The organism is Halioglobus japonicus (genome assembly GCF_001983995.1).
Lineage (GTDB): Bacteria > Pseudomonadota > Gammaproteobacteria > Pseudomonadales > Halieaceae > Halioglobus > Halioglobus japonicus.
Genome location: NZ_CP019450.1, coordinates 304,516 through 326,790, shown reverse-complemented (window position 1 = coordinate 326,790; position 22,275 = coordinate 304,516). Strand labels below are relative to the sequence as shown.

The following is a 22,275-nucleotide window of genomic DNA, read 5'->3' as shown; positions in this document are numbered from 1 at the left end:
AGGAGCGGCATCATGGAGAAATTTTTTTCACTCTCTAAGCGTTTTCTTGACCTTTGGATATCGGGCGCCCTAGTGGCACTTTCAGTGAGCGTTCACGCTTATGAGATGGATCGCTCGCACCTGCCGATAGCTGAGCCCGCGCCGCCAAAATTTAAAGAGTTGGATGTCCGCAATGTTGAGGCACCACCCCTGTTTACGGTGGAAGCGCCCGAGGGTGCGCCTAATGTCATCATCGTGTTAATTGATGATGTTGGTTTCGGTGCAACCACTCCGTTTGGTGGCCCCATTAACACGCCCACATTGGATCGTTTGGCAGAGGGCGGTTTGCGTTACAACAACTTCCACACGACGGCTCTCTGTTCGCCGACCCGTAATGCGTTGAAGACGGGCCGCAACCACCACTCGACCAATACGGGCTCCATTATGGAGACCGCGACGGCTTTTCCGGGTAACACCGGGCAGGTTCCTAACAGGGTTGCCCCTCTTGCTGAGATGCTCCGACTGAACGGTTACAGTACGGGAGCTTTCGGTAAGTGGCATGAGACAGCAGCGTGGGAAACGAGCGTTTCAGGTCCCTTTGATCGCTGGCCAACTCACTCGGGCTTCGACAAGTTTTACGGGTTTATCGGTGGTGAGACAGACCAGTGGTACCCGCTTGTTTACGATGGCGTGACCCGCGTCAATCCGCCGCATGTCGAGGGCTATCACTTTACTGATGACATGACCGATCAGGCGATTGGTTGGATGAAGGCACAGCAGTCCATGACGCCCGACAAGCCCTTCTTTATCTATTTCGCGACAGGTGCGGTCCACGCACCGCACCACGTCCCTAAAGAGTGGGCAGACAAGTACAAAGGCAAGTTTGATGAGGGATGGGACCAGACCCGGACTGCGACTGTCGCCAGGCAGAAAGAGATGGGCATCATCCCAGAGACCACGCAGTTGGCGGACCGCCCCGAGGATCTCAGTGCATGGGCAGATTTACCTGAAGATCATCGCAGGCTGTTTGCGCGGCAGGCTGAGGTGTTTGCTGGGTTTATGGAGCACACTGATGTTAACGTCGGGCGGCTTGTTGATGCCGTGGAGGATATCGGTGAGCTGGATAACACTCTGATTATCTACATCGCCGGTGATAATGGCACCAGCGCAGAGGGCGGTTTTATCGGAATGTACAACGAGATGACCTACTTTAATCAGGTTGTCGAGAAGGTCGAAGATCTGTTGCCGCGACTTGACGATTGGGGGGGGGAATACACCTTTCCGCATATGTCGGCGGGTTGGGCGGTGGCTTTCGACGCGCCGTTCAAGTGGACTAAGCAGGTTGCATCTGATTTCGGTGGTACCCGCAACGGCATGGTCATTCATTGGCCTGACAGAATCGAGGGCGGTGGCGGGATTCGCAGTCAGTTCTCCCATGTGATCGATATTGCGCCGACTATTCTTGAGGCAGCGAACCTGCCCGAGCCTACCAGCGTTAACGGTACAGTTCAGGAGCCCATGGCTGGCACCAGTCTGCTGTTCAGCCTGAACGATGCTGACGCACCCGAGCGGCATACCATTCAATACTTTGAGATGTTCGGTAACCGCGCACTGTACCAGGACGGCTGGTTCGCACGTGTGCTGCACCGGGCTCCCTGGCAGACGGGCGAGCAGAAACCACTCGAAGATGATGTGTGGGAGCTCTATAACGCAAAAGAGGACTTCAGCTTGGTGAACAATCTGGCTGATAAGTACCCCGAGCGTGTAGCAGCCATGGAAGCGAAGTTCATGGAGGAGGCGGAAAAGTACAACGTATTACCGATCGATGATCGTTCTGTAGAGCGCGTTAATCCCGCCATCGCTGGACGTCCTGATTTGTTGGGCGATCGCAAGTCACTCACGCTTTATGAAGGCATGAACGGCATTTTGGAGAATACGTTCTTAAACTCCAAGAACACCTCTAAGACAATCACTGCGGAGGTAGAGGTCGATAAAGGCACCACAGGCGTGATCCTGACACAGGGTGGGCGCTTTGGTGGCTGGTCGCTCTACATGAAGGATGGTAGACCCATCTACACCTACAACTTCCTCGGTCTTGAGCGATTTACCGTGGCTGGGAAGAAGCCGATCGCCCCTGGGCCGGCCACTATCGTGATGGACTTCGATTATGACGGTGGCGGTTTGGGGCAGGGTGGCGATGCGACGATCACGGTGAATGGCAAGAAAGTGGCCTCAGGTCGTATTGAACGAACCCAGCCGCTCATCTTCTCAGCCGATGAGACCGCTGATGTAGGCCTAGATAACCAAACGCCCGTAGCTGAGGATATTGGCGTTGGGCCGGTTGAGACGCGCTTTACCGGTACCATCAATAAGGTGGTGATCGCGATCGAGTAACTGCGGCATCGGTGGCATTGGTGCATGCCATCAGTCACCGAGTTGTGGGGCTTGTGGAGCGCCGGGGGTTGTTGGCACGTGATATGGAGAGCAGTTATCTGGCGTTGGAATCGGGTGACAACAACGCCAGATGGCCGCCGGTGGTTAAGCTGGATTCTGTACCCTGGACGTCCAGATCAAAAAAACAAAGCTATGATCACAAAAGCCTGTAACCGCAGACCACAGCACCATGGGCAAGGTCAGACTTTGCACCCATCGACTATGGATAACCAGATGTAACCGATATCTCCGGAATAATCGGGCGCACTAGCTAAATCTATATTTATGAATGGCTAGATAAATGGTGGGCCCAGAAGGACGTGAACCTTCGACCTTCCGATTATGAGGAGCTCGAACAGAGCCAGGCTGGAACAGTAAGCTGAAGAAAGTTACGGGATTTTGTTGGCCGATACCGAACTCACAGCTAGGAACGAAGCTATCCCGAACTTGCCCAGGGTCGGTTTCGGTGCCTGCTGGCACTATGTCCAGGATTTCTAACAGCTTTTCAAGACCGAACTCCGAACTGGAGCCGAACAATCTCTCTAGCCGACCTCGCACAGAGAGTGGCATGCGGCGATTCAAATCAACTGGGCAGGCCCCGAAGTTCCTGGTTGCCCATGCAGTGGCTTGAGGTCGCATTCGATTGCATGAATTAGATTTTTAGTCTCAGGTTACTAATTTAACGATATCGGCAGTGTTGGAACACTTCTCAAAAGGATGCCTTCTGGTATTGCTCCCTCACCTGCCAACTTAATATTAGGGAACCGATCAGCCGTTATTCGCAGCGCAGACGCCAAATTCTTTTGAGCCAGATGCATGCCCGGGCAGGTACGCAAGCCTGGGCCAAAGGTCAAAAGGTTTTTTGCTTTTCGACTAATATCGAAGATATCTGGATTGGGAAAAACACGAGGGTCGCGGTTCGCAGCAGCAATCCCAAACAGAACCGCGCTATTGGGTGACATAGTGACACCACTAAACTCAATTGTGCGATCTGCCGGCGTGAAGCGCGGTTGCGCCGCGACTGGAGGGTTCCACCTGAGAAGTTCATTGACGGCACCAACCTGCATCTCTGGCTCTTCCACACATTGCTGCCAGGCATCCTTATGGGTCAGCAATGCATGAAACAGGTTGCTCATGGCGTCGGACGTAGTGGTAGCGCCTGCCGTAAAGAACAACCGGACGTGAGCAAACATAGATTCATCACTAATTTGCTGTCCTTGAATTTCGGTATCTAACCAACGACTTATTTGGTCCTCCTGCCGTTCTTTACGCCGGGCATTAATGACATCCCTTACAATGGATGTAAGTATCCTATCCGCAGCCTGGCTCTTCTCCAGGTCCCGCCCCCCAAACATTAAATTCATAGACCACTGATAGTATTCTCCTTCCTCCTCTATCGGCAGGCCCAGCAGTCGGCAGATCACACGAAATGCAAATAGGCGCGTAAATGCGGTAACGAAATCTATGTTGTTTTGGGGCTCAATCTGATCTAGTAATTCATGGCCAATAGAGTCCAGTAAGTCTTCATCTATCTCATCAATGGCATGGCGACGGAAAGATGGCGTCATTGGAGGGCGCCATTCTCGATGCTGATCCTCATTCATTGACATGAAGGTCTCGCCAATAAAGGGTAAGGAAATAATTTGGTAGGCATGCCCTGGTGGAAAACAATCAGCGCTCTTGAAGGCATCGCTCAGGGCTTTGTGGCCGACAATATAGAAGATCGACATGGAGCCCTCCATGGCCATTGCAGGCACAATATCCGCCTGGTGCCGCAAGTTGTGGAGTTCAGCTGCAAACTCGCCTCCCCGCAACTTATCGTAATACCAATCAATCACTTTTTGCCTCCATCGCAATAAGACGCGTGTCTCATTTTTATCGAGGCCGAGAAAGGTGTCAAGACGCGTGTCTCATAAATAGGTATTATCCCAACTAATAGGTTCTTCTAACGATCAGCATTGGGCCGAATTTCATGACCGCACAACGCCAGCACGAAAGTATGAGCCGTACCCAGCAGGCCACGCGGGAGAAGATCCTGCATGCAGCATGGAATCTATTGGATGTAGAGGACCAAGAAAGCGTAAATATGATGGATATCGCAAAGGGAGCCGGTATTGGTCGAGCTACCTTGTATCGCTATTACGAGACAAAAGAATTCATCATCAGAGACCTGACCCTGGAATGGGGGCGGCGTTTCTCAGCCAAACTTTTTGCGCAACCGCTAGACGGCGTGACCGTTGGCGAAAGGATCTGCTATATAGTACGCAGTATTCTCGTGGAGGCCTACGCTCACCCCCACATTATTCGCGCAGCTTTGCCTGTAATTGTTGCTAAGAATGAAAGCATGTCTGGTTCACGAAGCGGAATTCGGAGTTTATTGCCGGGCCTTGTTGAGCCAGTTATTGCTGATATCAAGATTGTCGAGAAAGAGAAATGTCTGGCTGCGACTCACCGGCTACTGTTGGGTAGCTTGTACATGGTGAATTCTGGTAGCGATAGCATCAGCATCTCAATGGATACCATTTCGTTTACTCTTCGAAAGCTGCTCGGGGAAAGAGCCTGGCAGCGGGCACTGCCTGGTTAAGGTGCGGGAATTGCGCTCTCCAGCGCTACATCTGCTGACACCAGTCAAAGAGACAGTGACCATCGTCGCGTGCTCTACGCAGTTATAAGCCAATGATTTTTGCTGAAAATGGTGGGCCCAGAAGGACTTGAACCTTCGACCTGCCGATTATGAGTCGGATGCTCTAACCAACTGAGCTGTAGGCTTGTTGCGAGGGAGCGGAGTTTATAAAGAATTGGTCGCTCGCCCACCCGCGGATCACGCGCCATATCCTCGCAAAATGACTGTAACAGGGGGCCATATATGGGGTTGCACGGGTGGGTGGCTTCCACTCACCGTGATTGCAGTTCGCGCGTGCCCCATGAGTTGGCCGTTGCGTCCAGCGCTGTTATCGGAGCGACATGTGTCCCAACCGTAAGAAGTCTGGCTTCATGACATAAGAACGATTAGGGGCGGTAGGGCTCCCCATGAACGTAATGACACCACCATTCATGTGAACCCTTGTGCACATCCAACACGTCTGGATCTGCTATCGCGTAAGGTCGACGTGGTTGAGTACCTACCCCTCATAGTTGCCGGATGATGACACGGAGGTGCCCTGAGCCTCATTCTCTTTGGCTAGAGGCACGTCGCCAGTTGGCACCTTCGCGATCGGAGGTTCATCTACACCTGTGTCAGCGCAGCCCGACAGGGCATGACGGTTACAGGTCTTTCTCGCGTAACTTGAGCAACCAGGAACTCTTGTTTTTCTCGGCGTCATAAAACACCGCCATCGTGAAGAAAAACATGAGAATGAGCACAATATGCGCAGCAACGCTGAGCCCAAAATAAATGATACTACCGAAATATACTGCGAAGGCACCGCTCCACATAAACGCGAGTATAGTCATGATGAACATTCGGCTAGTGGGATCAGGTATGTGCCGCAGTGGATTTTTACTGGAGTCGAAAACGTAGTTGTAAGCGTCATAAACGCGTAAAGCAATTTTCTTCATGGTCTACCCTCATTCGAGAATATTCATAAATGATACGGTCGCCACTCGTGCTTGGATTTTTTGGGCTGAATGGCTTTTACGCTTGTGGCCAACGTAGTTTCATGCAATCAAAAGTGTTCACCTAGTACATTTGCGATGGTATGTCGTTCCTGCAGAAATCGCGCATGCCTGTGAGCAAGAGAAACTAACAATAAAGCCATTTGCTAAATGGGTATCTATCAAACTGGGATTGCGTTGAAACCGGCTGGCCCAAACAACTCAATCTTGAAATGTGAGTCCACGCTAGTCTGGGATACACATGTGTATTTCTCTGTAAAGGTGGCCGAGCGCGGTCACAAGGTTGCACCTCCAGTACATAGAAATACTGAGATAAAAAATATGCGTGTACGACGTGCAGTTGGAGTAAATGTGAGCTTTGAAAGGCGCTCGATATAGATACGGAACCGCAATTACGCACAAAAATTGTTTTTAATGTAAGCGTCCCCTCGACTTGGCCACACGTTGTCAAGTGACGCTGGATGTCGTCGGCCAGCTGCTTGATTGAGTTATGCGCGAAGAGGGCACCTGAGGTGCGTAGGGCAGAGATTGCCGCGAGGAGTTGGGACCTAAATGCACTTGATTTTTACCCGTGTGGACGCTGGAGTAGCAGTGTATAGAGCATAGACGTTCCTGTGCCTGGTGACAGCATGCTAAGTCGAATGCAAGAGAGTTGAAGTCAAACATAATGGGGCAGTGAACCTTGGCGGGGAACATCCGAGCCCATCAGCAGCTTGGTTATATTCGAGCAAATCAGGTTTCACTCACCGACTTCAGTTTATTAGTCGGTACACATAGTGTGGAGTAGATTAGCTTGCTTACAGCGATCCGGACGGCCTGTGGGTGGTTCCGGATGGCTGCATGAAAGACCTTAACAACCAAATGTTGGTGTATATCGCTTACGACATGGGGTATGCCCAGAGCATAGAAATCAAACGCCTGTTCACGGGTGTGATTGGCGATGAAACTACCAGCCTTATCACCACACGATATTGCCGGCACCATGTTCATTAACAAGCAGCACCACGGTAACGACGAAAGGCTGCTAGTAACTTACCTGCTTAGCCCTATGAGGTGACGACACGAGTGACAGCACCATCGTGATCGCGCGCAACGTTGGCTGTGTGGTCGGAGGCTGACCTCTTATTGTAGCCGAAGGGCGCCATCGCGGGCGTTCCTTTTTGTGTAGTCGATCTACAGGTAAATGAGCTATGGATATGAGTGGCATCGGAGTTTGGCAGTCCCTAATTATTCTCATGATCGTGAGTATTCTTTTCGGCACAAGCGCCTTGGGTCACTGGGCGCCGATCTTGGCAGTGCACGCCGGGGTTCTTTAAAGCGTGGGGGAGTTGACCCTCCGGAGGCCGCTGGGCAGTATAATGGTCAGATGGTGCGCGCAGCTATGACAGCGGCGGCTGAGCCCCACTCCACGAGCTTTCTCCAGCCGATGTAGAAAGGCCCTTCGTCTCCGCTGCGCCTGGTCCGAGCGTCCTCGCAGTGGTGGCCTTCATCGCGCATAAACTGGGTCAGGATTAACGCCACCTCCGGGTGAAGGTCGTTGAGCGTCAACCGGTCGATTTGCTGCTGATAATGTTTCACCACGAAAGTCTCCACGGCGTCGATGGTCGCAAAGACACCATTGCGACCCCCGGTCGACGCGAGTGCTCCCAGTATCCAGCCGGAAGCGCACCATGCAGGGAGCAACAAACTCTTGATCGATCGAGGAAGCCACTGCTCGAAAAGCTCTAGGTGGTCTTGTTCGGTCTCCAGGTGCTGCTCAGCGAAATCCCGCACCACCGGGTCGCGGCTGCATCGAAGAATACCGCGATAAATCCACACGGCCCCTGTTTCACCTGCGTGATCTGAACGCAGTTCGGCCTGGAGCCATGTAGGCAGGGTTCTAGGGTCCGGGAGTGCGCCGATGGCGGTCACGTTTGGCCTCATGTCGATTCCTTCATGCATTTACACAAGGTACGACTAGCCGCCGGATGCGGTTTGCGGCGATTAATGATTTGTCCAGTTTGAAACCAGGTTGGCCACTGAGTTGACTATAGGCGGACGAATCCTGGTCATATTGGCATCCTTAAAATATAACCCCGGTCGCTGTGGCTTGTTTGCTACAACGGTGTCGCGATAGCTTGAGCTACTTTCGTATGAATATTGAGTTCAATATTGGCTGAGAAACTAAGCACCCGGTCCGTCGGAGCGTCGCGACGAAGTGGGCTCTCACCTGGTGGTGAAAAACTAGTGATTCGTATGAGGCCCATTCTGTATAGAACGGAGCGTAGTACGATTCCACTATGAGTCCTTCCTCGACAAATCTCTGGTTCCTAACGCCGGGGAGCCAGGGCGTACGCGGAACCACATTGAGTCGGCTGGCAGAGGGTGATCACCCTGATATGGATCTGGAACCCTTGGATACAGCGATCTTCAGATCGAGGACGATACCGGGCAACGAGCTTGCTCCAGGTATGCCAGCCATCATAAGGGAGATAGCCTGGTCTTCGCCGATTTTGTCAGGCGATTAAGCCTGATGGCTCCGTTTCTTGTCAGCTACGCTCCTCCTAGCTTCACCTACATGATTACACAGCAATGGCCATCAGATGTTCGATATCTCGAAGGCTGCGTCCCAGTTGACTTGGCAGCACCATGAAAAAGCTAGAAAAACAGCGAGATATGGTGAGCGCAGAGGGACTTGAAACTTCGATCTGCGATCTTACGAGAAGCAACGGGAGACTGCTCCGAATGTTGCGCTCGCCTGTTAGGATGCACTGCGCCACCCGGCACGCCCAGCCATGGACGGTTTACTCCACGGCGATGGACGAGGCCTGCCAGAGGCTGTCTATCAATATCGCGAACATATAGAACGCGTTGGCTTTCACGTTGAGGCTTGAGGGGAGATTCGTGTTGTTGGCTAATAAGCCCTCTGTGCATAATCCCTGACAGCATCTCGACAGAAAGAGCAGCGAGAACTTATTCGAGCTACGGTTTCGTGACTGTCAGTTGGTGGCCTAGGGCTGATAGCGTATGCCAGGAGCTGGACTTTATCGGTCTGAGTGTGAAACTTGTGGGGGGATCTTGTTGAATCTATTTCGTCTTAAGCAGCGCAAGAGTGCTCTATTCGCAGCCGCACTGGGAGCCGCGCTGGCACTGTTGGCGAGCGCCGGTGTTCGCGGTTACGGCCAGGCTGATAACGAAGATATCGGAGCAGACGCTAACGAGCGTCAATATACGTTCTCATGGCAGCACGCGGTGTCGGGCGACATGGCGCCGCGCGGCGGTACCACGCAGGGAGCTGAGGTAATTTTGGTGACGGAACCATCACCAGAGTGGTTGCGTCTGCAGGAGCCTGGGATAAGCAAAAAAGAACGTGACAGGCGCGCTATCCTGAGCATGGCAGGCCCTTACCGAACAAGCTTCGATTTCATTGAGACTATTGGCTTTACTCACGGCTATGCGCCAAGCAATCCCTATCAATCTTGGGGGACTGAGTACGTCTATGTGGTCACCGATAAACCGGACATGATCCAGCTACAACACATCCTTGTGATGGAAGTGAAGAAAGAGGACGGTTCGGCCATGGATCCAATCGTTGTCAAACACTGGCGCCAGGATTGGATGTTCGAGGCGCCCACGATGCATACGTTTAAGGGTAACCGTGAGTGGAAAAAGCAAGCGGTTAGGGCTGAACGCCGCGGGCACTGGGTACAGGCCGTCTACCAGGTGGATGACTCACCTCGCTACACGGCGGCAGGTGAGTGGCAGCACACGGCCAACTTCTCCAGCTGGAAAAGTGATGAGACTTGGCGACCATTACCGCGCAGGGAATTTAGCGTGCGTCAGGACTACGACGTCTTGATTGGCACTAACCATCACACGATAACGCCGACTGGCTGGGTACAGGAAGAACAGAACTTAAAAGTGGTACTTAATGGCCGGGGTGGAGCCGCAGAGGTGCTCGCGCGAGAGAACGGCTTGGCGCGCTACGAGCGCATCGCTGAGTTCAACTGGCTGCCGGGGGATGATTACTGGGAACGCACTAAACCCTTCTGGGCTAAAGTCAGGGCGTACTGGAGCGAAACCTTTACACGCGAAGACCACATAGTGATCGCCAAGCAAGCTGATGGCGCATACATGTTTACGACTCTGTTCCAAATGGCCGAAGAGCCTGGCATCGACTGGAGTGCGAGTTCCGAGCAAGCTAACCTTGAGGCAGTTATGGCTCGCTATGTGACTTTCCCACCCTAAAGTTTTCTGTGCGGTGCCACTATGACGCATGTCATACTCGGACGGAGAGTCTATCCCCGGTCTTATGAATCCTGTCTATGACCTGTATAAATGAAAACCATACTCTGACAGGCGTAGCGTCGTATAATAGTGGTCAAAGAACGGTGCTGGAGGTGTTGCGTGGAATTCGACCCTATTGTCTTGGCCCGTATCCAGTTCGCGGCCAACATCAGCTTTCACATTCTCTTCCCGGCGATCACCATTGGTCTAGCGTGGTTATTACTCTTTTTTAGGGTGCGGTTCACTCTGACCGGTGATGCGGCGTGGGAATATGCGTATCAGTTCTGGGTCAAGGTCTTCGCATTGACCTTCGCGTTGGGGGTTGTTTCCGGCATCACAATGAGTTTCCAGTTCGGCACCAATTGGCCGGGGTTCATGGAGCGTGCGGGTAACATTGCCGGCCCGCTGCTTGGATATGAGGTGCTCACTGCCTTTTTCTTGGAGGCTTCTTTCCTCGGCATCATGCTGTTCGGCAAGCAGCGCGTATCCAATCGGGTTCACCTCATTGCGACTTCCCTTGTCGCCGTTGGAACGTCTCTGTCGGCATTCTGGATTCTCGCACTCAATTCCTGGATGCAGACCCCGGCAGGTTTCAGTATCCAGAACGGGGAGTTCTACGCCGAGAGCTGGGCGCAGATAGTGTTTAATCCCTCCTTCCCCTACCGGCTAGCGCATATGATGCTCGCGAGCTTCCTGACTAGTGCATTTTTGGTCGCCGGCGTCTCGGCCTGGCGAGTGCGCCGCGGGGTTGATGGGCCTGCAACCTGGAAAGTTCTGAAGACCGGTGTCTTCGTGGCCGCCGTCCTGATCCCCGTACAGGTGCTCGTCGGTGACCTGCATGGTTTGAATACCCTTGAGCACCAGCCGGAAAAAATCGCAGCGATGGAGGGAATATGGGAAACCGAGAAGGGCGCGCCTTTCACGATTATCGGCATCCCCAACGAGGAAGAGAAACGCACTGACTTTGCTTTGCAGATTCCCAACGCAGCAAGCCTGATCCTGACCCACCGGCTCGATGGTGAAGTTGAAGGGCTCGAAGCCTTCGAGCATCATCCCCCGGTGGCACCGGTCTTCTGGTCGTTTCGCATCATGCTGGCGACGGGCGGGTTGATGCTGCTCGTGTCCTGGTGGGGTGCTTGGACTTTTGCCCGCGGTCGTTCCCCGAGCACCGCGCTCATTACCGCGCTGTCGATCATGACCTTTTCCGGCTGGGTTGCGACACTGGCAGGTTGGTATGTCACTGAGATTGGCAGGCAGCCCTGGGTAGTGCACGGCCTGTTGTCGACATCTCAAGTCGCGGCTTCTCACCACAGTGCCACTCTCATAGGCACGCTGCTGGGCTATATCGGACTCTACGTGTTCCTGCTTTACTCCTATATCCACGCCCTGCGTCACCTCGCGACTAAACCTGCTGGATCGTTGGCGCTGTTGCCGCGACGCAAGGTAAACACGGTGGAAGGTGTCGCGACATGATCGAACTTCTGCCGCTATTCTTTGTGTTCGCCATGGGCTTGGCGCTGTTGATATACGTGTTGCTGGATGGGTTTGATCTTGGCATCGGCATCCTGTTGCCTTTTGGTAATGAGCGAGAGAAAGACATCATGGTCGCCTCGATAGGGCCCTTCTGGGATGCCAACGAGACGTGGATTGTTCTGGGTGTGGGCGTGCTCCTGATTGCCTTTCCGAAGGCGCATGGCATTGTACTGACTGCATTGTATATACCGGTGACGATCATGCTTTTCGGGCTGACGTTGCGTGGAGTGGCGTTCGATTTCCGCGTTAAGGCCGGGACGACCGGCGCTCACTATGGAATGCGGCGTTCTGTGCGGGATCGTTAACCGCGTCTATGGCTCAGGGCTGGATGCTCGGCGCCTACATCACCGGTTTGCAGAACACGGGCACCAGTCTCGCGTTTTCCTCCCTGATAGCGCTAACGCTGCCGGCACTGTATATCATGCTGGGAGGCGCCTGGCTGATGATCAAGACCGAGGATGTATTGTTCGACAAGGCGGTGCGATGGTGCCGGCGGGCGTGGTTACCCATGGGTCTGGCTTTGTTGCTGGTGTCTATTGCGACGCCACTGGTCAGTGAGAGCATTGCCAGTCGCTGGTTCACTATGCCCAGCGTGATCGGGCTGCTACCGATACCGGTGAGTTGCGCCATCGCTTACTTCGGCATCGGCTGGATTTTGCAGCGCCCCGAGATACTGCACGCGGGCTATGGCTGGCTGGTGTTCGTTGCGCTGGTGGTAATATGCCTGATGGCGGCCATTGGCCTGGCCTACAGTATCTATCCCGATATAATTATTGGACAGATGAACTTGTACGAGGCGGCGGCGGCCACCGGGTCGCTGGTCATTATTTTCTGGGGGGTGGCTATTACCTTACCCTTGATCGCAGCCTACTCTGTGTTTGTCTACCGGGTATTCGGCGGCAAAGCAACAGAACTACGCTACGACTGAGCGCGTACCGCGATTGTCATGAGGCGTTACGCCGGGCTTGCTGCTGCAGCTCGCTCACCGCGAGCGCAGGCAGCATGGTCAGTGTGACGAGGGCAGCCCCGAGAATCCCGACATGACGATAAGGTCAACGCCGCGATAGAGCTTGGTACCCGCGCCGGGCAGAAACACGAATGACGCGAGTCCAAACAGGGCTGTTATTGTTGACATGGCGGTGGGCCTCAGGCAGATCTCCACCGCTTCTGATACGGCTTCGATGGCCGCCATGCCGGCCTCTGAGAAATTCTGTACTGCACGATCTACCGGGATCGGGCTGTTGACGATCGTTCCCATCAGGATCTGACTTTTCCAAGTGACTAAACCAGACGTGTAAGACCCTTGATGGGGAAGCTGCCTGCAACCAGGATGGGCAGCGCGGCTAGAAAGCCCAACAATACGACTGGCAATGCTGGCACGCCATAAGGACTACTAGCTGCGATCAAAGGATTACTGCAAAACGCTCCTGCGCTCGGATAGGGAGCAATGCCATAACCTTCACCACCTCGACACTGGCAATTGCACCCGGCCCTGCACCGAAGGTCTCAGAAATCGCGCTTAATAACTTCCGCACACCTTCTGGGCATACCGCGCGGTAGTCCCGGAGGATCAGGGAAAACGCCATAGGCAGCAACATCAGGGAGGAGACGGGCATGGGCACGGACACAGCCCCCGGAGACGAGTTATCTGACAGCAAAACCTAGGTCTGTGCGCCCCGTAGATTGTGCATGAGTGAATTACGTATAAACAAGAGTCAGTGGAACAGGCGCAAGCCTTGCCGCGCTCATATAACGTCTCAGCGACTAACTTTGCAAGGCTAGTAGGCTGTCACTTTCTTATCCATTGAGGCGAGTACCCTAGTCGAAGAACCCCGAATTTCGGCAATGGCCTTGCTGATTCTGCCTGCGGGCCTGTCATGAAGAGCTGTCTTGTTAGACATCTCTGTCATTTCCTATGAGCAAGCAAATGCTATTTTTAAATTCAGGCTCGACCATCGTTGAGAACGAATCTAAGTAGTGTTGTAATCTTCCAAGCTGATCTCTTCGTGCAGCCCCTTATATTCCTTGAAATTTCCTGGAAACAGGAAAGGGGCGTGACCGGCCGCATTGCGGTAATAACTGTGACAGTCGCTGGCCCCCCAGGTAAACCGACCAAAACGATCGGCCATCCACTCGTTGTATTCATCAAACGCTGTCTTTTTGACTTCGATGGCCTTGGCATTCCCCGCTTCCTTCTCGACCAGTAACCGTGCAATCGTTTCGGCATTCTGCTCAGCGGTTACAAAATACGAGACGTTTAGTACCAGACCATTCGGACCTACCGCGAAAAAATAGTTTGGAAAGTCAGGCACTGCGATACCTTTGTGGGCCCTTGGATTGTCGCCCATTGCGTCCGCCATAGACGTACCGCTAACCCCGGTAACTTTGATGCGGTCGAAATCGAGTATGCGGTATCCGGTACAGTAGATAATAATATCTGCTTCAATGGCGCGTTTTTCCGCCGTAACAATACCGCTCGGAGTAACCTCCTCTAGAGCGCTGGCCACCAAATCTACGTTGGGTCGGTTTAAAGTTGGGTAGAAGTCATCAGACACCAGACCGCGCTGACAGCCATAAGGGGTAGATGGGACGAGCGCTTTTCTAGTGACGGGGTCGTCCACAGTCCTATCTATAAATCTTAGCACCCGGGATTCGAACTGCCCCATACGTTTATGACCCTTGGTGACTGCATATTCTACCTGTCCCATTAGCAATCGCTGCCATTTCCGAATGAGCTTAATAAGTGCAGGGTAGCGTCTCGCCCTGTGTATCTGCCTCTGAGTGTAGAACTTTCTACCGCGCGGCATGATCCAGTTGGCAGACCTTTGTAATACGGTCAGGTGACCAACTTTAGGAGCGATCTCGGGAATGATCTGGACGGCGCTAGCCGCAGACCCGACCACAACTACCCGCTTTCCGGTTAAATCTACGTCGTGGTTCCAACGCGTGCCGTGCCAGCTGTCGCCGAGGAAAAGGTCTAGGCCCGGTACGTCTGGGAATCGAGGTGTGTGTTGATTGCCCATAGCATTGATGACAATGTCAAAAACGTAACTTTCTCCCGTCCTAGTTTGCAGTTGCCACGTTCCATCTCCTTGATAGTCGGCGCTTTCGATATGGGTATTCAAGATGAGGTGAGGATCTAGCCCGAACACCGTGGCGCACTCTGCCAGATACGCCTGAATTTCGGGCTGTTCAACAAAGTTAGCTGACCAGTTTGGGTTGGGTGCGTACGAAAACGAGTAGGAGTGAGCCCAAACGTCGCAAGCTAGACCGGGGTAGGAGTGAAGATGCCAAGTGCCTCCGGGGGCGCTCAGAGAGTCAAAAATTGTCAAGTCACTGAAGCCTCGCTGCAATAGCTCTCGCCCTGCGGCAATGCCAGCGGGACCTGCACCGATTACAGCAATACGTAGGTTGAGCTTATCTATCATAGTGCCCCCACAATAATTGAAGTTGTAATCAAAAGTCGCTCCATGGGTTCTGTCGTATCATTCTTCAACTCGCGGGAGCAGCGAAAGCTGAGTTTCTGCCCCGATGGGCTTGATGTGACCGCGAACTTGCTGGCCCGCGCCAAGGATTATCTGCAGGCGGAAAACATAGAAATCATTGTGTTTGTCAGCTTTCAAAACACGTTCACCTAGGGCTCTCGGAGGCATAGGGTCTGCGGTACGAACTGACCTATACCGTGAACAATACCCCAATGATTCACTCGCAGTAGCCACACATGTTCATGCTCGGTCTGCTCCTAAACTTGTTCGCTGGTGTAAACGGTTTCGTTGATACACAGCATGTGTAAACTATCAAGTTGACCGCTGGCAGCCCATCGCATTGTCGCCAATGACTCGCCAGAGCCGTCACCGAGAACTGAGACGATCGCTTCAACGTCGAGTGCAGCGATATTTACCACCGGTTCGTCCAGTTTGTCATGTTCAATATTTGCTCGTACGACAGCCATTGCCGATTAGGCAAAAACTGGTTCTATTTACATGCAAGTAATGCTAGCAGCACCGGTTACTCTGGTATTTTCTTCTTCAAATAAGTTCATTGCTAAATCCTATATCCAGATTTGATACTTTACTATCAGTCGCGCTACACCACCGGACATCACGTTGCCTAGTGTCTCGGCGGCGTTATAAGTCACTACAGCGCAAGCTAATAGGGAGATTGCTGAAGGTCAACCGCCGGCGGTTCATCAATGTGATCAACGCGTCTGAACAAAGCGCGTCGTCATAAGATACTCTTTTAAAACGTCGCAGCCTCGAATTTGCCAGCGCTCATTGTGGAAGGAAGGAATGTAAGGCCACGCTCTTGCAGGGAACACCACAAACAGAGAAGTAGTCTCAGATAAGAATAAGTGATGATAAAAAGTATGCTTTTAGCGATCACAATCACCATCTGCTGTGCTTGCTTGCGTAGTTACGGCCTGCCCAGTGATTATATTTGCTATAGTTCTATTTGAAGCGTTGAATCTTGATCATCTATTTAGGCTACCGAATACTGACAAGTTATAAGTTTCGGCGCTGCTATTACTTCTGAATGCTTTTAGTTTCACGGCGGCAGCAGTGTAGCCGATAGATTATTTGTTAGCACTAAGGCCTTGAGTCTGATCATCTTCCGGTGCGCAAACCCGTAGAGCCCGTTCAAGCTCCGATGAAAGATGTGTCAGGTAGTGATGCAGCCAAGGTGCATATTTGGCAGGCTGGCCACGTACATCTTCCAACAGTTCTTCCCATGTTACATAGTCGTACTGCGCGATCTCGCTTGGATTTGGCTGAGGGCTCGCGTCGATTCGGCAAACAAAAATATGTGCTATTTCGTGCTCGACCAACCCTGAGTCAACATTAACGCAATATCGCGTAGCCGTCAGCGGCCTTAGGCAAGCCCGTAGCCCAAACTCTTCATTGAGTCGGCGCACTGCACCTGCCTGTACGGTTTCACCGGGACGGGGATGACCGCAACAGGTATTTGCCCACAGACCCCCACAGTGATACTTGGACAGTGCACGCTGCTGGATTAGCACTCGTCCCTCCGTATCGACACCAAATACAGAAAAAGCTCTGTGCAAGCTACCGTTTCGGTGTGCATCGAGTTTTCCGGCATAACCTATTACGCGGTCCGATGTGTCCACAAGTAAAACGCGTTCATAGTGGTCATTCACTTGCATAGGGAATGTCTCTGACAAAACCATCGATCAATATCATATGCGGCACCGTCAACGCTGCCAGTAACTGGAATGTCGCCTTGAGCGGAATACCTAACGCCTCATTTGCGTCCCATTGCGAAATGGCCAGCGCAAAACCAATAGCAATAGCCACCAGTGTATACGCAGATGCTATGAATACTGTACGCGAGTTTGGAAGAAACCCGGTGCTAACAAGGTGACGCATGCTATGTAGGCCGCAGAAATAAACTGTAAAATACAACAGAGGCGGCAGCGTCCAGGCTAGCGTGAAGATCATCACCATCTCTACAACAAGATGAGGGTTGCGACCTAAGGCGGCCGAGCTCACGACGACGGCACCCACAAGCGCTATCGGGGCCAACATGCCCTGTACGGCGACTAAGCTATGCAAAGACTCGCCCGTGATTGTCGAATACAAGACGACCATCTGCTCGGCGTTAAACGCCGCTGGCAGGCTTAAGACCATGATGCCCAGTATCCAGCAACCTGCGCGGTTGGTGACTCCACACCAGTCGCCGCCGAAGTGCCATGAAGAAATCAACAAAAAGCCGGCTAGGCACCAAGCCGGAGCGAATGACCAAATAACGAGAACGAAAGCTACTAGGGCGAGGTAAAACACATGAAAACCTAGTAAGCGCCTGGTAGTACTAAATAGGCCGAGACGCTGCGAGATCACCACATCCAAAGCCCCGTGAGGTAACCCAAACACTGCTACGACGATCACCACCAGCGCGATCTGTGAGTGAAACGAAAGGCTTAGATCAACAGCTGTCCACGCTACAAGGCAGACTAGGCCTACGAATATGAAGAAAATATTGTCAGCTCGCAGAATCATGACGCGCTTCCAAGGGATAACATAGTTTTGCGGGCAGCCCGCATGAAGGGAAGCGAGGGCAGTGCCCAGGCAACGCGCAGCCAGTCGAACATGCCTGCTTTTCCAGACATGAATATTGCAAAGCGCCTGGGGCCTAGTGCGCGAGCAATTTGCAAGAAATACACACCTCCTTGATCAGGACGATCAACTAGCGCCTGCAAGAAAATACGATCCATGAACTGCTCGATCCCTGGCTGGGGCGGATGCCCACAGGGAAGGCCTGTTTGACGAATGTGACGAGTGCAGAGCTCAGCCCAAGTTTGGATACGTGAAAAGCCATAGCCTGATGACGGTCGAAGTGCGCCACCAGCAATACCGGCCTGCACAATGCGCCCCGTTTGGTCTGGCACTTTCTTTGGCTGTGGCCAACCCATGGGCAGTATTGCGCCTTCTCGGTATTTGATTTGAAACTGAGCGTGGCCGCACACGGCATTGAGATCCTGCTCTAACTCTGAGCTTAGAGAACTAACAGTGCGGGGCGACGGGCTAAACCGTGTCGTTTCGACTAGTGCACGCGACCCCGAAAATGGCAAAATGTATCGGAACCTGAATCCGTCGGCGTCTGTCGACATATCGGTCATCAGCCCGGCACTCGCTGACTCGAAGATGGCTCTGTCTGTCTCAATTTCAACGCCGCTGAAACACTGATACAAGTGCGGTTTTTGCAGCGGTATAGCCGGATCATTGCGGGTATCGACGATTGCTCGCGTACGAATAACTGAGTCGTTTGTGTGTACAAAGATATCCCGCTCACCTCTCTCGAAATGTGTTACCGAGGTGTCCAGTCTCAGCTCACATTTCCCACTGTTATTTATCGCCAGCTGTGCATCCTGATAGAAATCAGAGCTACGAATGGCTTGGTATGAGTAAGCGTAAGAGCGGTGCGAGACACCTTCGCCATCAGCAGTATCCATTAGCCACTCGTTCCAATGGTTCGATACAAGATGCTGCAGAGCGTGCGATTTACTTTCCCAGAAGCACCAGGTGCGGTCGTTTCGATAGTGGCTCCGCGGCTCAAGAACCAGCACACGCTGGTCCAGGTCGGCGACGGCTAGATTGCGCGCCAAAGACAGGCCTGCACATCCGCCTCCGACGATCACGAGATCATAGCTTCTATGGTTCATCCTAACCGCCGGATAATGCGTTGACACCGGGCAGGCCGATAAGTGCTTCGTGCAAAGCTGCTCGATGTGAAGCTCCTGCTCGGTGTAGCTGTGGTGTTGAAAAAAAACGCAGGGCAGCGCCAAAGCCGTGCTGCATCTTTTCCGGAGTGGACAGAGAGGCGCGCTCGAGCCAATATGCGTAGTCGCGGGCAGCCAGAGCAGATCCGATGCGCCGATAGAGAGCAGATGCTAGGTAGATGGTAAATCGCGCGCGAAGTGGCAGGTAGGCCATTCCACTAGCGGCGCTGTCGTAGTAGGTGTCTGCTACAGAAAGCAGTCGCTTATTGGCGGCCCGCAGATCATCTTCAGTGGACGGCTCTGGCTCTACCAGATAGTTCAGGCTCGACGCATCAATCCAGCTTGCAGGCAAGTAGCGCCGACCCATCTTCGCATCCTCGGATATATCGCGAGCAATGTTTGTAAGCTGCATCGCTATACCAAGATCTATGGCGAACGGGTGAGCTTGATCAGTTTCTACGTCAAGGACCTTGCACATCATCAGCCCTACCACGCCTGCCACGTGATATGCATAACGCAGCAGACCGTGCTCATCGGCAATCGCAACATCCCCCAGGTCGCTTCGTACACCAGCAATCAGCAATACGCCCAGCTGCCGGTCCATTCTGGTTTCCTGGCACAATCCTATAAAGTCGTCTGCAATTGGGTCCCCCGTGGTTACACCCCTATCGAGGATGACACTAAGGACAGATAGCTCCTCACCTGCGCGTGATCGGTTTGGCGACTCATCGGCGAGGTCGTCGACGTAGCGACAGAATCTGTAGAGTCGGGCGGCTCGGTTAGCATGTCGCTTACTTAGGAAAGGTTGGGCGAAATGAAACGTTTTCCCGTGCCTTCTGAGCACCGCTTCTGGACTTTCGCCAGCCGCGGCGGAGACCGGAGCGCTCATGCCAATGCCAAGTTAGACTTGGACCGCGCGTCGACGCCAGCTGCTCGGGGCACTAACACTTCGAGTACTTTGGCAGAACACAATACACCGGGAAGGCCGGCTCCGGGGTGAGTACCAGCACCTACGAGATAGAGGCCATTAGGGCCTTCCGCTTTGTTGTGGTATCGAAACCAAGCAGATTGATAAAAAGTAGGGGCAATTGAGAAGCCGGCCCCGTCGGGGCTAAGATAATCCTGCTGGAAGTTCTCCGGAGTCATAAAGAAATCGCTGCGTATGCTCTCTTTGAGACCAGGCAGTAGTGTCGATCCCAGGGCTTCGACGATACGGTCTCGCAAACGAGGTCCCTCAATATCCCAGGCCACGCTGCCCTCCAGGTTAGGAACCGGGACTAGCGCGTAGAAGCTTTCGTGCCCCTCTGGTGCAAAAGATGGATCAGTCGCGGTCGGACGGTGAAGGTAAATAGAAAAGTCGTCAGCTAAAACCTTGTGAGTAAAAATGTCGGTCAACAACTCCTTATAGCGGCTTCCGAGCCAGATGGTATGGTGAGCCACGTCGGGGTATAGCCTGTTCGTTCCGAAGTAAAGTACGAATAGGCCCATGCTCTTGCGGGCATATCGGGTTTTGATCCGTGCACTTAAGCAGCTATCCTTGCGCTCCAGCATATTGTCATACAGGTGAGCGGGATCCACGTTGGATATCACTACATCTGCAGCGGTAAAACCATGCTCTGTGAGCACGCCTTTCGCACGGCCATTTTCGACGCAGACAGATTCCACGGTCTCTCCCAGGCGAATAGTGATGTCCTCTTCGGCCATCAGTCTGCCCAGCGCATCCGTCAAAGCTCCCGTCCCGCCCATGGCAAAATGGATGCCGTGAGCCCGCTCAAGAAAATGAATGAGATTGTATATGCTGGTGGTCTGGAACGGATTACCCCCAACCAGAAGCGGCTGTATTGAAAAAGCCTGGCGTAACCGCTCTGATTTTAAGTGCCGACTGACCAAGTCCCAGACGGAGCGATAGCTGCCGAGCTTCAACATCGCAGGCGCCTGAACGCATAGCTCGCTCAGACGGTGAAAGGGCTGGTGCGCGAGTTGCTCAAATCCCAGTTGATATATGGCCCTTGAGGCATCCAGCAGATCGAGGTAACCCTGCTTATCAGCCGGCTCTATCTGCTCAATCTGTGCGAGCGTGTCCTCTATAGAGCCGCCGTAGTCAAACTGTATCCCGTCTTGGAAGTGAAATCGGTACCAGGTGTCCAATGGTTTGATGGTGACGTAGTCTTGGATACGTTTACCAAACAACTCGAACAGTTCTTCGAACAAAAAAGGAGCCGTGATAACAGTAGGGCCCGCATCGTGGCGGTAGCCATCGCGCTCAAAAACCTGCGCGCGGCCACCAACTTTTGAACAACGATCTACGACCGTAACATTGTAGCCCTTCGCGCGGAGCCGCAGCGCAGCAGCGATGCCGCCGAACCCTGCACCGATGACAACGGCAGTTGTATTGGTCACGCTACTCGCTCCAGTGCCGATGACAAACGACGCCGGGCCATCTCGGCCATTGTTTCACCAGCTCCATCCGGCAAGGCAGACGCCTGACATGCGGCAGCTGCCCATGCCTCGTCGGCAACTCTGATAGCCATTGCGACTGGGTCCACAACGCCATCAACATTCTGCAATACGGCCACCGCGTTGGGGGAGCCCTGTGCGGCGTCCCGTAACTGATCCTCAATGTCGTCGCTGATTTGATAGGCAAGCGCAAAGTTGGTGGCTGCCTCTCTCGCTAACATCAACCAGTCATCCCGAGCGGCTGTAATTAAGCTAAGCTCTAGCGGCAATGCAAGGAGCGGGGCCGACTTGGCGGTTGCGATTCGTGAGTAGCCGCTGAATGACAGCCCGGCATTCGAAACGACCTCGAGGTCCTGACACTGCCCATGAATAGTTTCGAGGACACAGCGATTAAAAGTTAGTAAAAGTTCCGGAAGCACTGGTGCCCTGGTAAGCGCAAGCATTGTCGCTGCGTTGCTCAACATAGCGTCGCCAACACAAATGGCAACGTCCATCCCAAACTTAGTCCACACGGCGGGCCTACCCCGCCGCAGCTGCTCTCCGTCCTGTATATCGTCGTGTATCAAAGACGCATTGTGAACCAATTCGCTGCTTGCTGCGATCGCTGTAATGGTGGTTTCATCTAGGCTTAACGCGACTCCGGCGTCAACCGCCAGCCTGGCCCTAACTCTTGAGCCACCGCCCTCTAAATGATGTAGCGCAGCGCGCCCCAAAGTCTCGGAAGATGAGCCAAAGGCCGATACCATCTTGGCTTCGAC

Annotated in this window: 21 protein-coding genes and 1 tRNA gene; 9 read left to right on the top strand and 13 right to left on the bottom strand. The window is 53.2% G+C overall.

Annotated features, from left to right (window positions below):
- Nucleotides 1–12 precede the first annotated feature (12 nt).
- The gene (locus BST95_RS01550) at nt 13–2,373 is read left to right on the top strand and encodes an arylsulfatase (protein ID WP_229801822.1); all 2,361 of its coding nucleotides are present in this window, start codon (nt 13–15) and stop codon (nt 2,371–2,373) included.
- 713 nt (nt 2,374–3,086) lie between these two features.
- On the opposite strand, the gene BST95_RS01545 is transcribed toward BST95_RS01550, so the two are convergent.
- The gene (locus tag BST95_RS01545; RefSeq protein WP_084197867.1) at nt 3,087–4,250 is read right to left on the bottom strand and encodes a cytochrome P450; all 1,164 of its coding nucleotides are present in this window, start codon (nt 4,248–4,250) and stop codon (nt 3,087–3,089) included.
- Nucleotides 4,251–4,384: 134 nt separating this feature from the next.
- Here BST95_RS01545 and BST95_RS01540 point away from each other — a divergent pair, with 134 nt between their 5' ends.
- Nucleotides 4,385–4,996, top strand: coding sequence for a TetR/AcrR family transcriptional regulator (locus BST95_RS01540; RefSeq protein ID WP_084197866.1), 612 nt, complete (start codon nt 4,385–4,387; stop codon nt 4,994–4,996).
- 109 nt (nt 4,997–5,105) lie between these two features.
- Here BST95_RS01540 and BST95_RS01535 read toward each other — a convergent pair.
- Nucleotides 5,106–5,181 (bottom strand) — tRNA-Ile (locus BST95_RS01535).
- Nucleotides 5,182–5,676: 495 nt separating this feature from the next.
- Nucleotides 5,677–5,865: a hypothetical protein gene (locus BST95_RS20245; protein ID WP_240500245.1), complete on the bottom strand. Its 189-nt coding sequence runs from the start codon at nt 5,863–5,865 to the stop codon at nt 5,677–5,679.
- A 1,002-nt stretch (nt 5,866–6,867) separates the two neighbouring features.
- Here BST95_RS20245 and BST95_RS19535 point away from each other — a divergent pair.
- On the top strand, nt 6,868–7,020 hold the full coding sequence (locus tag BST95_RS19535; protein WP_157114439.1) for a hypothetical protein: 153 nt from the start codon (nt 6,868–6,870) through the stop codon (nt 7,018–7,020).
- Nucleotides 7,021–7,389: 369 nt separating this feature from the next.
- On the opposite strand, the gene BST95_RS01525 is transcribed toward BST95_RS19535, so the two are convergent.
- A complete protein-coding gene (locus BST95_RS01525; RefSeq protein ID WP_084197865.1) occupies nt 7,390–7,950 on the bottom strand; it encodes a demethoxyubiquinone hydroxylase family protein in 561 nt (186 codons plus the stop codon).
- A 356-nt stretch (nt 7,951–8,306) separates the two neighbouring features.
- Here BST95_RS01525 and BST95_RS21240 point away from each other — a divergent pair, with 356 nt between their 5' ends.
- From BST95_RS21240 to BST95_RS20810, 5 genes are all read left to right on the top strand, one after another.
- On the top strand, nt 8,307–8,534 hold the full coding sequence (locus BST95_RS21240) for a hypothetical protein (protein ID WP_373295107.1): 228 nt from the start codon (nt 8,307–8,309) through the stop codon (nt 8,532–8,534).
- Between the two features lie 553 nt (nt 8,535–9,087).
- On the top strand, nt 9,088–10,254 hold the full coding sequence (locus BST95_RS01515; protein WP_084197863.1) for a DUF6607 family protein: 1,167 nt from the start codon (nt 9,088–9,090) through the stop codon (nt 10,252–10,254).
- A 159-nt stretch (nt 10,255–10,413) separates the two neighbouring features.
- Nucleotides 10,414–11,766, top strand: a complete 1,353-nt coding sequence (locus tag BST95_RS01510) for a cytochrome ubiquinol oxidase subunit I (RefSeq protein WP_084197862.1) — start codon at nt 10,414–10,416, stop codon at nt 11,764–11,766.
- Complete coding sequence (locus BST95_RS20815) at nt 11,763–12,131, top strand: cytochrome d ubiquinol oxidase subunit II (protein ID WP_276205908.1); 369 nt, start codon at nt 11,763–11,765, stop codon at nt 12,129–12,131. The genes BST95_RS01510 and BST95_RS20815 overlap by 4 nt, the downstream gene beginning before the upstream one ends.
- Nucleotides 12,132–12,139: 8 nt before the next feature.
- Nucleotides 12,140–12,754 (top strand): cytochrome d ubiquinol oxidase subunit II, encoded by a 615-nt coding sequence (locus BST95_RS20810; RefSeq protein WP_276205907.1) that lies wholly within the window; start codon nt 12,140–12,142, stop codon nt 12,752–12,754.
- A 78-nt stretch (nt 12,755–12,832) separates the two neighbouring features.
- Here BST95_RS20810 and BST95_RS01500 read toward each other — a convergent pair whose 3' ends face one another.
- Both BST95_RS01500 and BST95_RS01490 read right to left on the bottom strand, forming a co-directional pair.
- Nucleotides 12,833–13,084 carry an efflux RND transporter permease subunit gene (locus tag BST95_RS01500; protein ID WP_084197861.1) on the bottom strand — a complete coding sequence of 84 codons (252 nt, stop codon included), beginning with the start codon at nt 13,082–13,084 and terminating at the stop codon, nt 12,833–12,835.
- 712 nt (nt 13,085–13,796) lie between these two features.
- Nucleotides 13,797–15,254, bottom strand: coding sequence for a flavin-containing monooxygenase (locus tag BST95_RS01490; RefSeq protein ID WP_084197859.1), 1,458 nt, complete (start codon nt 15,252–15,254; stop codon nt 13,797–13,799).
- Nucleotides 15,255–15,296: 42 nt separating this feature from the next.
- On the opposite strand from BST95_RS01490, the gene BST95_RS19530 reads away from it, so the two are divergent.
- Nucleotides 15,297–15,464: a hypothetical protein gene (locus BST95_RS19530; RefSeq protein WP_157114438.1), complete on the top strand. Its 168-nt coding sequence runs from the start codon at nt 15,297–15,299 to the stop codon at nt 15,462–15,464.
- 104 nt (nt 15,465–15,568) lie between these two features.
- Here BST95_RS19530 and BST95_RS19910 read toward each other — a convergent pair whose 3' ends face one another.
- The 7 genes from BST95_RS19910 to BST95_RS01455 form a co-directional block, all read right to left on the bottom strand.
- Nucleotides 15,569–15,778, bottom strand: coding sequence for a hypothetical protein (locus BST95_RS19910; protein ID WP_084197858.1), 210 nt, complete (start codon nt 15,776–15,778; stop codon nt 15,569–15,571).
- Nucleotides 15,779–16,399: 621 nt separating this feature from the next.
- Nucleotides 16,400–16,987: an isopentenyl-diphosphate Delta-isomerase gene (gene idi, locus BST95_RS21235; protein ID WP_169843820.1), complete on the bottom strand. Its 588-nt coding sequence runs from the start codon at nt 16,985–16,987 to the stop codon at nt 16,400–16,402.
- Nucleotides 16,974–17,840, bottom strand: coding sequence for a Brp/Blh family beta-carotene 15,15'-dioxygenase (locus BST95_RS01475; protein ID WP_084197856.1), 867 nt, complete (start codon nt 17,838–17,840; stop codon nt 16,974–16,976). The genes idi and BST95_RS01475 overlap by 14 nt, the downstream gene beginning before the upstream one ends.
- A complete protein-coding gene (locus BST95_RS01470) occupies nt 17,837–19,003 on the bottom strand; it encodes a lycopene cyclase family protein (protein WP_084197855.1) in 1,167 nt (388 codons plus the stop codon). Before BST95_RS01470 ends, BST95_RS01475 begins: the two co-directional genes overlap by 4 nt.
- 1 nt (nt 19,004) lies before the next feature.
- Nucleotides 19,005–19,949, bottom strand: coding sequence for a phytoene/squalene synthase family protein (locus BST95_RS01465; protein WP_084197854.1), 945 nt, complete (start codon nt 19,947–19,949; stop codon nt 19,005–19,007).
- Nucleotides 19,946–21,460: a phytoene desaturase family protein gene (gene crtI, locus BST95_RS01460; protein WP_180962048.1), complete on the bottom strand. Its 1,515-nt coding sequence runs from the start codon at nt 21,458–21,460 to the stop codon at nt 19,946–19,948. Before crtI ends, BST95_RS01465 begins: the two co-directional genes overlap by 4 nt.
- Complete coding sequence (locus BST95_RS01455; protein WP_229801853.1) at nt 21,457–22,263, bottom strand: polyprenyl synthetase family protein; 807 nt, start codon at nt 22,261–22,263, stop codon at nt 21,457–21,459. The genes crtI and BST95_RS01455 overlap by 4 nt, the downstream gene beginning before the upstream one ends.
- Nucleotides 22,264–22,275 lie beyond the last annotated feature (12 nt).

Bases quoted from the DNA above. Each gene is read 5' to 3' on its own strand.
- BST95_RS01490 (WP_084197859.1), bottom strand. From the start codon at position 15,254: ATGATAGATAAGCTCAACCTACGTATTGCTGTAATCGGTGCAGGTCCC.
- BST95_RS21240 (WP_373295107.1), top strand. From the start codon at position 8,307: ATGAGTCCTTCCTCGACAAATCTCTGGTTCCTAACGCCGGGGAGCCAG.
- BST95_RS01455 (WP_229801853.1), bottom strand. From the start codon at position 22,263: ATGGTATCGGCCTTTGGCTCATCTTCCGAGACTTTGGGGCGCGCTGCG.
- BST95_RS01465 (WP_084197854.1), bottom strand. From the start codon at position 19,949: ATGAGCGCTCCGGTCTCCGCCGCGGCTGGCGAAAGTCCAGAAGCGGTG.
- BST95_RS01525 (WP_084197865.1), bottom strand. From the start codon at position 7,950: ATGAGGCCAAACGTGACCGCCATCGGCGCACTCCCGGACCCTAGAACC.
- BST95_RS01470 (WP_084197855.1), bottom strand. From the start codon at position 19,003: ATGAACCATAGAAGCTATGATCTCGTGATCGTCGGAGGCGGATGTGCA.
- BST95_RS01475 (WP_084197856.1), bottom strand. From the start codon at position 17,840: ATGATTCTGCGAGCTGACAATATTTTCTTCATATTCGTAGGCCTAGTC.
- BST95_RS20245 (WP_240500245.1), bottom strand. From the start codon at position 5,865: ATGACTATACTCGCGTTTATGTGGAGCGGTGCCTTCGCAGTATATTTC.
- BST95_RS20815 (WP_276205908.1), top strand. From the start codon at position 11,763: ATGATCGAACTTCTGCCGCTATTCTTTGTGTTCGCCATGGGCTTGGCG.
- idi (WP_169843820.1), bottom strand. From the start codon at position 16,987: ATGCAAGTGAATGACCACTATGAACGCGTTTTACTTGTGGACACATCG.
- BST95_RS19910 (WP_084197858.1), bottom strand. From the start codon at position 15,778: ATGGCTGTCGTACGAGCAAATATTGAACATGACAAACTGGACGAACCG.
- BST95_RS19535 (WP_157114439.1), top strand. From the start codon at position 6,868: ATGAAAGACCTTAACAACCAAATGTTGGTGTATATCGCTTACGACATG.
- BST95_RS01550 (WP_229801822.1), top strand. From the start codon at position 13: ATGGAGAAATTTTTTTCACTCTCTAAGCGTTTTCTTGACCTTTGGATA.
- BST95_RS01540 (WP_084197866.1), top strand. From the start codon at position 4,385: ATGACCGCACAACGCCAGCACGAAAGTATGAGCCGTACCCAGCAGGCC.
- BST95_RS19530 (WP_157114438.1), top strand. From the start codon at position 15,297: ATGGGTTCTGTCGTATCATTCTTCAACTCGCGGGAGCAGCGAAAGCTG.
- BST95_RS01500 (WP_084197861.1), bottom strand. From the start codon at position 13,084: ATGGGAACGATCGTCAACAGCCCGATCCCGGTAGATCGTGCAGTACAG.
- BST95_RS20810 (WP_276205907.1), top strand. From the start codon at position 12,140: ATGGCTCAGGGCTGGATGCTCGGCGCCTACATCACCGGTTTGCAGAAC.